Origin of the sequence: Sphingomonas lacusdianchii, assembly GCF_022664395.1 — a bacterium.
Classification (GTDB): domain Bacteria; phylum Pseudomonadota; class Alphaproteobacteria; order Sphingomonadales; family Sphingomonadaceae; genus Sphingomonas; species Sphingomonas lacusdianchii.
Genome location: NZ_JAKRET010000007.1, coordinates 17285 through 29441, shown reverse-complemented (window position 1 = coordinate 29441; position 12157 = coordinate 17285). Strand labels below are relative to the sequence as shown.

Annotated in this window: 7 protein-coding genes; 4 read left to right on the top strand and 3 right to left on the bottom strand. The window is 67.4% G+C overall.

The features are described from left to right. Positions 1–510 (bottom strand): winged helix DNA-binding protein, encoded by a 510-nt coding sequence (locus tag MF607_RS10925; protein ID WP_242118574.1) that lies wholly within the window; start codon positions 508–510, stop codon positions 1–3. Between the two features lie 110 nt (positions 511–620). On the opposite strand from MF607_RS10925, the gene MF607_RS10920 reads away from it, so the two are divergent. Beyond that, the gene (locus tag MF607_RS10920) at positions 621–4196 is read left to right on the top strand and encodes a hydantoinase B/oxoprolinase family protein (protein ID WP_242118572.1); all 3576 of its coding nucleotides are present in this window, start codon (positions 621–623) and stop codon (positions 4194–4196) included. Here MF607_RS10920 and MF607_RS10915 read toward each other — a convergent pair. Both MF607_RS10915 and MF607_RS10910 read right to left on the bottom strand, forming a co-directional pair. Next, positions 4193–6052 carry a bifunctional sugar phosphate isomerase/epimerase/4-hydroxyphenylpyruvate dioxygenase family protein gene (locus MF607_RS10915; protein WP_242118570.1) on the bottom strand — a complete coding sequence of 620 codons (1860 nt, stop codon included), beginning with the start codon at positions 6050–6052 and terminating at the stop codon, positions 4193–4195. The two genes, MF607_RS10920 and MF607_RS10915, sit on opposite strands and share 4 nt — an antisense overlap. Positions 6053–6081: 29 nt before the next feature. Next, complete coding sequence (locus tag MF607_RS10910; RefSeq protein WP_242118565.1) at positions 6082–6669, bottom strand: TetR/AcrR family transcriptional regulator; 588 nt, start codon at positions 6667–6669, stop codon at positions 6082–6084. A gap of 180 nt (positions 6670–6849) precedes the next feature. Between MF607_RS10910 and MF607_RS10905 the strand changes: the two genes are divergently transcribed. From MF607_RS10905 to MF607_RS10895, 3 genes are read left to right on the top strand one after another with little or no spacing between them, the layout of a single operon-like run. Continuing rightward, the gene (locus MF607_RS10905; RefSeq protein WP_242118564.1) at positions 6850–7749 is read left to right on the top strand and encodes a shikimate dehydrogenase; all 900 of its coding nucleotides are present in this window, start codon (positions 6850–6852) and stop codon (positions 7747–7749) included. Then, complete coding sequence (locus MF607_RS10900) at positions 7746–9029, top strand: MFS transporter (RefSeq protein WP_242118562.1); 1284 nt, start codon at positions 7746–7748, stop codon at positions 9027–9029. Before MF607_RS10905 ends, MF607_RS10900 begins: the two co-directional genes overlap by 4 nt. Positions 9030–9083: 54 nt before the next feature. Next, complete coding sequence (locus MF607_RS10895) at positions 9084–12101, top strand: TonB-dependent receptor plug domain-containing protein (RefSeq protein WP_242118560.1); 3018 nt, start codon at positions 9084–9086, stop codon at positions 12099–12101. Positions 12102–12157 lie beyond the last annotated feature (56 nt).

The window sequence follows — 12157 nt, the reverse complement described above, 5'->3', positions numbered from 1 at the left end:
CTACAGGGTCGCGGCGGCGCGCGCCGCCTGGTTATACTGTCCCGACAGGCGACGCAGCAGGTCCGCCGCCTCGGACAGATGCGCGCTGTCGGGCCCGTCGGCGACGATGGCGGAGGCGAGCACCCGTTCGCGGATGTCGCGATATTGTGCGCAGAAATCGCGCCCGGCATCGGTCGCCGCGACCAGCTTTTCCTTGCCCGCGCGGTGGGTGGCGATCAGCCCGGCGCGCTGCAGCTTGCCGATGGCATAGGTGACGAGATGCGTGTCCTCGATATCGAGGACGAGGGTGATGTCGGCGATCCGCTTCGCCCGGTCGCGATGGCGGACGGTGTGGAGGATCAGCACCTCCAGCGGCGACAACGCGAGCCCCGCCGCCGCCGCACAGCGCGCGATCCACCGCTGATAGGCGGCAGCGGCCAGCGTCAGGCTGAACTCCAGCTCCGACAGGGCCGGGGCCGCGCCATCGGCCAGATGCGCCGACGAGACGATGGCACGCTTGTCCCCAGCCAAGATCCTGTCCCCTTTCGTTGGCGGAGGGTTGCGCCGCCACGCGAATCTGTCAATCCATACAAATCATTTATCGACGATTTATCGATGATTCGTCGTTCAGGGGAATGGGCATGGCGGGCTGGTCTTTCTGGATCGATCGGGGCGGTACCTTTACCGATATCGTCGCCCGCGCTCCCGATGGCGGGTTGCAGACCGCCAAGCTGCTCAGCGAAAATCCCGAACGTCATGCCGATGCCGCGATCGCCGGCATCCGGCTGATCCTCGGGCTGGCCGATGACGCGCCGCTGCCGACGGACGCCATCGCGGCGGTGAAGATGGGGACGACCGTCGCGACCAACGCGCTGCTCGAACGCAAGGGCGCGCGGACCTTGCTGGTGGTCGATCGCGGCTTTGCCGACCTGCTCGCGATCGGCGACCAGACCCGGCCGCGCTTGTTCGACCTCGCCATCCGCCGGGCCGATCCGCTGTACGATGGCGTGATCGAGATTGGCGGGCGGATCGATCGCGACGGGGCCGAGGTCACGCCGCTCGACGACGGCGCCATCCTCGCGCTGCTGACGGCGAAGCGCGCCGAGGGGTTCGAGGCGGTGGCGATCGCCCTGACCCATGGCTGGGCATATGGCGCGACCGAGGGGCGGGTCGCCGCGCTCGCCCGACAGGCCGGTTTTGCGCAGATTTCGGCGAGCCATGCGGTCAGCCCGCTGATCGGGCTGGTCGCGCGCGGGCGGACGACGGTGGTCGACGCCTATCTGTCGCCGGTGCTGCGCCGCTATGTCGACCGGGTCGCGGGCGGGCTGGGCACGGTCCCGCTCCAGTTCATGCAGTCGAGCGGCGGCCTTGCCGATGCGCATGCGTTTCAGGGCAAGGACGCGATCCTGTCCGGCCCCGCCGGTGGCGTCGTCGCCGCGGCCCGCACCGCCGGGGCGGCCGGGTTCGACCGGGTGATCGGGTTCGACATGGGCGGCACGTCGACCGACGTGACCCTGTACGCCGGGCGGTTCGAACGCGTGCTCGACGCCGTGGTCGCGGGGGTCGAGATGCGCGTGCCGATGATGGCGATCGAGACGGTCGCGGCGGGCGGCGGGTCGATCCTCCATTATGACGGACAGCGGTTCCGCGTCGGCCCCGACAGCGCGGGCGCCTTTCCGGGACCGGCCTGCTACCGGCGCGGCGGGCCGCTGACCGTGACCGATGCCAATCTGCTGGTCGGCAAGATCCAGCCGGCCTATTTCCCGGCGGTATTCGGGACGAAGGGCGACGAACCGCTCGATCTCGAAGCGACGCGGCGCGGCTTTGCCGATCTGGCTGCCGCGACCGGCATGGACGACCCGCGCCGGGTGGCGGAGGGGTTTCTCGACGTCGCGGTCGCGCAGATGGCCGCCGCGATCAAGCGCGTCGCGCTCGAACGGGGGGAGGATGTCGCGACCTTCGCCCTGCAATGTTTCGGTGGCGCCGGGGGGCAGCATGCCTGTCGTGTGGCCGAGGTGCTGGGGATGCGCACCGTCCTGATCCATCCGTTCGCGGGCGTGCTGTCGGCCTATGGCATGGGGCTGGCCGACAAGGTCGCGATCCGCCAGCGTTCGGTCGAACGGCCGCTGGGAACGATGCTCGACGATCTGGTCGCGGCGCTGGGCGACGAGGCGGCGGGCGAGGTCGGCGACGGCGCGCACCGGGTCGCGACGGTCCATCTGCGCTATGCCGGCACCGACACCGCGCTCGCCGTGGAATGGGGCGATGTCGAAGCGATGCGCGCCGCGTTCGAGGACGCGCACCGTGCCCGCTTCGGCTTCGTCAGCCCGGACCGCGCCATCATCATCGAAAGCGTGGTGGTGGAGGCGGTCGTCGCGGGCGAACCGGTCACGCCGGCACCGCTCCCGCCGCGCGACGGCGGTCTGCCCGCGCCGCTCGACCATGTCACCGTCTGGACCGGCGGGGCCGACCATCGCACGCCGGTCCATGACCGCGCTACCTTGCGCCCCGGCGACCGGATCGCCGGCCCCGCGCTGATCCGCGAGGCGATCGCGACGACGATGGTCGAGCCGGACTGGACGGTCGAGGTGGGTGCCGGCGGCGAACTGGTCCTGCGGCACGAACGCGCCGCCGCGCGCACGGCGCACGATGGCGCGATCGCCGATCCGGTCCAGCTCGAACTGTTCAACACCCGGTTCATGGGGATTGCCGAGCGGATGGGCGTCGTGCTGCGCAATACCGCCAGCAGCGTGAACATGAAGGAGCGGCTCGATTTCTCCTGCGCGCTGTTCGATGCGCAGGGGCGGCTGGTCGCCAACGCCCCGCACGTACCGGTGCATCTGGGCGCAATGGGCGAAAGCGTGCGCACCATCCTTGCCAGCCGGGGCACGACGCTCAAGCCCGGCGATGTCGTCGCGCTGAACAATCCGTATAATGGCGGCACGCACCTGCCCGACGTGACGGTGATCGCGCCGGTGTTCGACGAAGCGGGCGGCGAGATCCGCTTCTTCGTCGCCAATCGCGGCCATCATGCCGATATCGGCGGCCTGACCCCCGGATCGACCCCGCCCGCCTCGCGCACCCTTGAAGAGGAAGGTGTGGTGATCGACGACTTGCTGCTGGTCGATGGCGGTCGCCTGTGCGAGGACGCGTTCCGCGCGCTGCTGGCCCGGGCCCGCTATCCGGCGCGCAGCCCCGATACGAATGTAGCCGACATCAAGGCGCAGCTCGCCGCCAACGCCACCGGCATCGCCGAACTGACCGCGCTGGTCGCCGCCAGCGGCTGGAGCGTCGTGCAGGCCTATATGGGACATGTCATGGCCCATGCGGAGGAAAGCATCCGCCGCGTGCTGACCCGGCTGTCCGACGGGCAGTTCGACTATGCGATGGACGACGGCACGCCGCTCAGGGTCCGCGTGACGATCGATCGCGCGGCCCGGGCGGCGACGATCGATTTCACCGGCACCGGTCCCGCCAGCGCCGGCAATTTCAACGCGCCGCCCGCCGTCACCCGCGCGGTCGTCCTCTATGCGTTTCGCTGTCTGGTGGGTGAGGATATCCCCCTTAACGAAGGCTGCCTCGCCCCGCTCGACATCGTCATTCCCGAAGGCTCGTTCCTCGCTCCCCCGCCGGGCCGCGCCGTGGTCGCGGGCAATACCGAAGTCAGCCAGGCGGTCTGCAATGCGCTGCTCGGGGCGCTGGGCGCGTGCGCCGCCGCGCAGGGGACGATGAACAACTTCCTGTTCGGCAACGACCGCTACCAATATTATGAAACCATCTGCGGCGGGACCGGTGCCGGACCGGATTTCGACGGCACCGCCGCGATCCACAGCCACATGACGAACACCCGGATCACCGACCCCGAAATCCTCGAGCATCGCTATCCGGTAAGGCTCGATCGCTTCGCCATCCGTCGCGGCTCCGGCGGGGTCGGCGCGCATCGGGGCGGAGACGGGGTGATCCGCGCGATCACCGCGCTGGAGCCGATGACCGCCACCATCGTCGCCTCGCGCCGCACGGTCGCCCCCTTCGGTCTGGCGGGCGGTGGCGATGGTGCCGTCGGCGTGCAGCGGGTCGAAAGGCAGGCCGGCAGCGTCGAGCCGCTGGCCGGCACCGATCAGGTCGAGCTTGCGCCCGGCGACCGCTTCGTGATCGAAACACCGGGCGGCGGCGGTTACGGCCGCGCTCCGCATTCCCGCTCTGACGGGCAGCGCTAGAGCGCAATTCCCGGGGCGGGCTTGAACCGTTCCTGCGCTGCCAGCCGGACGCCGGCATTGGGGGCGCCGAACCCGCGATAGCCGCGCCTTCTGACAAATTCGAAGAAGAAGAATTTGTCGAACGCGCGGCTATAGAGTTGCTGATAGTCGCCATCCGCATCCGAATCATACAGGATGCCGAGCCGACGCAGCTCGCCAGCCAGTTCGACATCGCCGATCCGCGCCGCGAGATCGTCGTAGTAATTGGCCGGAATGTGCAGGACCTCGGCACCGTTCGCCCGAAGATCGCCCGCGACCGAAAACAGGTCGTCGGTCGCGAACGCCACATGCTGATACCCGCCGCCGAATCCCTTGCTGACGAAGCGCGCCGACAGCGTGCCGCTCGCGTCGCTGGCATTCATCGTGATGCGGGTCGCGCCGTCGGGGGACTCGAGCGGCAGGCTGAGCACCAGTCCGGCCGGATCGATCACATCGGCCTGCGCGCTTTCGCGAAAGCCGAACAGCGAGCGCCAGAACAGCTGCCACGACAGGAACTCGTCGATCTGCACGACGGTCGCCAGATGGTCGAAGGTCAGGTCGCTATCGGGAGCTGGCGTGCCGGTGGGCACGAATTCGGCGTTCCACACCTGCTCGGCGCTGCCCTCGTCGACCAGATAGATCAGGCTGCCCCCCACGCCGCGGATGGCGGGAACGTCGAGATTGCCGGGCGTCTCGATCTCGGCACCCTTGCGGACGTCGAAGCATTCGGCGCGCGCGACGACGGCCCGGCGATCGGGAACCTTCAGGCCGACCGCACAGATGGAGGGGCCGTGCGTCAGATTGTAGCTGTGGGCGAAACCGGTCTGCTCGGCATTGACCACGAGGTTGACGGCGCCGGACTGCCACCGGCTGACCTGCTTGGTGCGATGCACGCCGGTATGGGCGAAGCCGAGCGAGCCGAGCATCGCCTCCAGCCGGGGGCGCTGTTCCGCGTCGACGGCGAATTCGACGAACTCGGTCGCCACGCGTTCGGGGCAGGCGGGCATCGCGACCGGCCGGCCGAGGCGGCGTTGCGCTGCGTCGTGGATGTAGCGCAGCGAGCGGAGGCCATCGCGCGCGATCGGTTCGGCCGACCAGGCGCGGAAGCGGTCGTTGAAGATTTCGAGCGATAGCGGCCCGGCATAGCCGGTGCGCAGGATTTCGGCGACATAGCCCGCGACATCCAGCCCGCCCTGCCCGGGAAAGTTGCGGAAATGCCGGCTCCAGTAGAGCAGGTCCATGTCGAGCCGCGGCGCATCGGCCAGCTGGACGAAGGCGATGCGGTCGCCGGGAATGTCGCGGATGCTGTCACTCGGGATGCCGCGCGACAGCGAATGGAAACTGTCGAGGATGATGCCGAGCGACGGATGATCGACCGCCTCGACGATCGTCCACGCGTCGCGGTGGTCGAAGACGTGCCGCCCCCATGCCAGCGCCTCATAGCCGACGACGATGCCGTGCCGGTTCGCCATGGTCGCCAGTTCCGACAGGTCGTCGACGATCCGCGTGCGCTCGCCCAGCGACTGGGGCGAACAGTTGGAGCAGACGAGGATCCGGTCGGTGCCCAGTTCGCCCATCAGGTCGAACTTCGCGGCGGCGCGGTCCAGCGCGCGTTGCCGCAGCGCGCCGGGCATCCCCTCGAAATCGCGGAACGGCTGGTACAATTGGCAGGCGAGGCCGAGATCGTCCATCATCCGCCGCACCTCGCGCGGGCGCAGCGGCGAAGCGATCAGGTCGTTCTCGAAAATCTCGACGCCGTCGAACCCGGCCGCGGCTGCCGCCTGAAGCTTGTGTTCGAGCGTACCACTCAACGATACCGTCGCGATTCCGAACTTCATGGGACGTGCCGCTCCTTTGTGCGCGCCGATCAGCGTCGGCAGCTTGCGATGACCGTATGGATGACGCTTTGCCGGCGCCGCGCGATCGTGTCGGGACAATCCATGTCGATCCCGAAGATCTTGCCCAGCGTGTAGCGATTCGAAATATTGTAGAATGCCATCGAACTCATCGTCATGTGCAGGTCGAGCGGATCGATCCCGTCGCGGAACACGCCCTCCGCGACGCCGCGCTCGATCAGCCGTCCGATCATGGCGATGACCGAATCGTTGCGGGATCGCGTGCTGTCCAGCGAAGCGATGACCGAACCGCGCTGGATGTTCTCGTTCATGACCAGCCGGACGAATTCGGGATGCTCGAGATGGTAGTTGAACGTGATCTCGGTAAGCCGCGCAAGCGCCTCCAGGGGCGGCAGATCGCCTAGCTCGGCTACCGCCTCGGTCGAACGGATCCCGCCATAGGCTGCCTCCAATACCGATCGGTAGAGGCCCTCCTTACTACCGAAATGATAGTAGATCATGCGCTTGCTGGTGTCGGTCCGCTCCGCGATCTCGTCGATTCGCGCGCCGCTGAAACCCTTGTCGGCAAATTCCTCGGTTGCGACCGTCAGGATGTCCATGCGCGTGCGATCCGCGCGGCTGACGTCAGCTGCCTCAATTTGTTTCGTTTTCATGCCGTCCTGATAGCGGCAGCCGGGGAGCAACGTTAGCTTCATATGACCCGTTGACAGTAACGTACTAGTTCGTACACTGCCACTCATAACCGGTCGAAGCCGGAAAAAGTTTGATAGGAGCGGGTGGTGGTCGATACGAACCTTGAACCTGAAGGCGTGCCTGTACCCGGCCGCAACGGCATCGTCGCCGGGCTGATCGGACAGGATATCCAGGGTTCGCTTACCCCCGCGATGCACATGGCCGAGGCCAGGGCGCAAGGGTTCGCCTATATCTATCGGTTGATCGACCTTGCCGGGGAGCCGGTGTCGGCGGAACGGCTGGACGGCCTGCTTAAAGGCGCAGTCGACCTGGGCTATAACGGTCTCAACATCACGCACCCGTTCAAGCAGGTCGTCATGCCGCTGCTCGACGCGATCGATCCGATCGCCGAAGCGATCGGCGCGGTCAACACGGTGCGCATCGTCAATGGCCGGACCACGGGCAGCAATACCGACGCACTGGGTTTCACGGCCGGCATCTCGCGCGATATCGGGGATATTGCCGGGCAGATGGTCGTGCAGCTCGGCGGCGGCGGTGCCGGCGCCGCAACGGCGGCCGCGGCGCTGGCGCTGGGCGTGCGGCATGTCACGATCTTCGACACCGATATGGAACGTGCCGAAGCGCTGGCGCAGCGGCTCGCCGCCCGGTTCGACGGGCGCGCCAGTGCGGGCCGGGACCTTGCAGGCGCACTGGAGGCGGCATCGGGGCTGATCCACGCGACCCCGACCGGCATGGCCGGGCATCCCGGCCTTCCGCTCGACCCGCAGCTGCTCACCGACCGGCTGTGGGTAGCGGAGATCGTCTATTTCCCGCTCGAGACCGAGCTGCTGCGGGTGGCACGCGAACGCGGTTGCCGGACGGCGCATGGCGGCACCATGGCCGTGTTCCAGGCCGTGGGCGCGTTCGAGATTTTCACCGGCGCGAAGGCGGATGCCAACCGCATGGTCCGACATTTCGCGAGCCTGACCCAGGGGGCTGCGGCATGAGCGGGATGCTGGGTGCGGCGGTCCGCCCGACCCGGGTCCGCTATGGCGTATTGGCGCTGATCGCCACCGGCACGCTCATCAACTATCTCGACCGGACGATCCTCGGCATTGCGGCGCCTGCGCTGACCAAGGAACTTGCGATCAGTCCGACACTGATGGGCGTGATCTTTTCCGCCTTCTCATGGACCTATGCCGCGTCGCAGGTCCCGGGCGGGGCGTTCCTCGACCGGTTCGGCACGCGGCTGACCTATATGCTGTCGGTCGGTTTCTGGTCGTTCTTCACCTTGCTGCATGCGGTGATCGGCAGCGTCGCCGGTCTGTTCGGGCTGCGCCTGCTCCTCGGTATCGCGGAATCGCCCTGTTTTCCGGCGAACAGCCGGGTGGTCGCCACCTGGTTTCCGCGCAACGAACGGGCGATGGCGACCGGCGTCTACACGGTCGGCGAATATATCGGCCTCGCCTTTCTCAGCCCGGTCCTGTTCCTGATGCTGGCCCATTGGGGATGGCGGTCGCTGTTCCTCGTCGCGGGCGCGCTGGGCATGGTGTTCGCGGTCGTGTGGTGGCTGCGCTATCGCGAACCGCGCGACAGCCGGGCGAATGCGGCCGAACTCGCGCTGATCGTCGAGGGCGGTGGCCTGGTCGAACAGCCGGCCAAGCAGCGCGTCGACTGGTCGGCGGCCGGGCGCCTGCTGCGCACCCGCCAGATGTGGGGCATCTGTCTTGGCCAGTTCGCGGGCAATTCGACGCTGGTCTTCTTCCTGACCTGGTTTCCGACCTATCTCGCGGTCGAACGGCACATGGACTGGCTGAAGATCGGGTTCTTCGCCGTGCTGCCGTTCATTGCCGCCTCGATCGGCGTGCTGTTCGGCGGATGGTGGTCCGACCGGATGCTGCGGCAGGGCCGTTCGCCCAATGTCGCGCGCAAACTGCCGATCATCCTCGGGCTGCTGCTTGCCTCGACCATCGTGTCGGCGAACTTCATCGACGACAACCGGCTGGTCATCGCCGTGCTGTCGCTGGCGTTCTTCGCCCAGGGGATGGCGGCGCTGGGCTGGACGCTGGTGTCGGATATCGCACCGCAGGGAATGCTGGGCGTGACCGGCGGCATCTTCAACCTCGCCGCGAACCTCGCGGGGATCGTGACCCCGATCATTATCGGCGCGATCGTCGCTGCGACCGGCAGCTTCGTCTACGCGATCGGGTTCATCGGGGTCGTCGCGCTGCTGGGCGCACTCTCGTACATCGTCATCCTCGGCGACGTGAAACGGATCGAACTCTGAACGCACATAAAATTGTACGAAACAGATAGTTAAAAAATAAAAGGAGAGGGAATCATGTTGTCGAAACTTGCCGGTGGAATTTCCACCGCAGCGCTGGGCTGGTCGATGATCGTCGCCGCGCCGGCGCTTGCCCAGACGGCGCCGCAGGCTGCACCGGCCGCCGACGCCACGACGATGCCGCCCGCCGCCGACCAGACCTCGCCCGGCGACCTGCCGAGCCAAGGCGCCGCGACCCCGGCCGCGGTCCAGGGGGCGGAAACGACGAGCGGTGAGGCCGATATTGTCGTCACCGGATCGCGCATCAGCCGGTCGGACTATAGTTCGACCAGCCCGATCGTGACGACCGGCCAGGAAGCGCTGAAGGCGACCGGCGCGGTCAACATCGAACAATCGCTCAACCAGCTGCCGCAGTTCGTGCCGGGTTCGGGGTCGCAGGGCGGCGGCGCCAGCGCGGCGGCGAGCGCGGGTCGCGCGACGCTGAACCTGCGCGGGCTGGGCGACAAGCGCAACCTCGTCCTGCTCGATGGCCGCCGCCTGCCGCCGTCGACCGTCTTCAACGTGACCGACGTCAACGTCGTGCCCCAGTCGATCGTCGAGAGCGTCGAGACGATCACCGGCGGCGCGTCGGCGGTCTATGGATCGGACGCGATTTCGGGCGTGGTCAACTTCCGCACGCGGCGCCGGATCAACGGTATCGAGATCGACGGCCAGATCGGCGACACGTTCCGCGGCGATCGCCTTGCGGCGGACGTGTCGGCGATCGGCGGCTGGACCTCGGACGACGACCGGTTCAACATCATCGCCTCGGCCGGCTATACCAAGCGCGACGAGCTGAAGGGGTCGGAACGCTCCTTCTTCGACCTCGGCATCCTGTCGTCGTTCATCGGCCAGGGGACGTTCCTGCCATCGGCGACCAACCTGCCGTCGCAGGCGGCGGTCGACGCCGCCTTTCCCGGCCAGCCGGCCGGACGGGTGTCGCGCACCAACGCGCTGGGCTTCAACGCCAACGGATCGCTGTTCAGCCAGGTCGGCGCCTATAATTATACCGGACCGACGACCGGCGATTACGTGACCTTCGGCAATGTGGTGCGCCAGCCGGTCGCGCGGCAGCAGTCGATCGATCGCCCGCTCGAGCGCTATAACTTCTTCGCCAAGGCCGATTACGAGATCTCCGACGCGATCACGCTTTATGCGCAGGCGCTCTACACCCGCACCGATGCCCAGACCAATGTCGGCAATTCGCTGACCCAGTTCATCCCGGTCAACATATCGGTCAACAATCCCTTCATCCCCGCCAGCCTGCGCGCGGTGCTGGCGTCGCGGCCGAACCCGACCGCGAATTTTTCGATCAACCGCCGGTTCGTCGAGCTGCCGCCGCGCGTGTTCGACACCAGCTTCGAAACCAGCCAGTTCATCATCGGCGCGCGCGGCAAGCTGGGCTTTGGCGACTGGACCTACGATATCTACGGTTCGCGCGACCGCAACGTCATCCATGACGATATCGCGCCCGGCGTGATCGGGTCGCGGGTCAACCAGCTGCTGCAGGCGGCGGACGGCGGCAATTCACTGTGCGCGGGCGGCTACAATCCGTTCGGCATCGGCAATGCCGCCACGATCAGCCTGGCCTGCGCCGCCTATATCACGCGGCGGATCAGCCGGTATGAGGATATCGGCCAGAACACGGTCGAAGGCGCGGTACAGGGATCGCTGTTCGCGCTGCCCGCCGGCGACGTCAAGGCGTCGGTCGTCGGCACCTATCGCGAGAACCGGTACAGCTTCGTCCCCGACGCGGCGCTGATCGCCGGCGACGTCTTCGCGACCAACGCCACCAATCCGACGCGCGGCGCGACCAATGTGAAGGAGATCGCCGGCGAACTGTTCGTGCCGATCCTGAAGGAAAAGCCCTTCTTCCACTCGCTGAACGTCAGCCTCGGCGGGCGCTATTCCGACTATAACGTCACCGGCGGCGTGTGGACGTACAAGGCGGAGGGCGAATGGTCCCCGGTGCGGGCGCTGCTGGTCCGCGGCGGCTATCAGCGGGCGGTGCGCGCGCCCAATATCGGCGAACTGTTCAGCTCGCCGACCGGCGCGCAGGTCCAGATCGGCAACCCGCCGGCATCGGGCGACCCCTGCGACGTGCGCAGCGTGTCGCGCAACGGTGCCAATGCCAGCCAGCTGCGCGCGCTTTGCGTCGCGACCGGCGTGCCGGCCAGCCTGGTCGACAGTTACAACTTCACCACGGTGGCGATCCCGGTGACCAACACCGGCAACCTCGCCCTGACCCCGGAAAAGGCGTCCACCAAGACCGTCGGCCTGGTGGTGAAGCCCGACTTCGCCTCGCCGGTACTGCGCAGCCTGTCCTTCTCGGTCGACTTCTACGACATCGCGATCCGCGACGTCATCTCGACCGTGGCGGGCAACACCGCGCTGTCCAAATGCTATAACCAGGACGGCAGCAACCCCGGCTACAGCGCGACCAACACCTTCTGCCAGCTCATCAGCCGCGACAATACCGGCGGTATCGTCAACGTGTCGCTGCCCTATCTGAACCTTGGCGGGCTGAAGACGCGGGGCGTCGACTTCCAGCTCGACTGGGCGATCCCGCTCGGCACGCTGGGCGATCTGGGCGATGCGCGGTTCACGCTCAATTCGGTGGTCAGCTATCTCGACAGCTATCAGATCAAGAACTTCGCGACCGACGCCTTCCAGGAATTCCGGGGCACGATCGACGCGACCAACGCCCTGCCACTGCCGCGCTGGCGCTACACCACCACCGGCAACCTGACGCTGGGCGATTTCGACTTCGGCCTGCGCTGGCGGCATCTCGACGGGATGCGCGACGTGACGTCGGTCATCCGCCCGGCCAGCCCGGCGGCGGGCGTGCCGGCCTATGACGTGTTCGACCTGACCGCACGGGTCCGGGTCAATGATGCGTACCAGTTCCGGATGGGCGTCACGAACCTGTTGGACAAGGCGCCGCTGGTCGTCGCCGGAACCCCCGGCAACACGCTGCCCGGCACCTATGACGTCCTCGGCCGCTCCTTCTATGTCGGGGTCAAGGCCCGGTTCTGACGACATGACCGGCCCGCCGCGCACGCGGCGGGCCGCCACGGGGGAAGGACGATCCG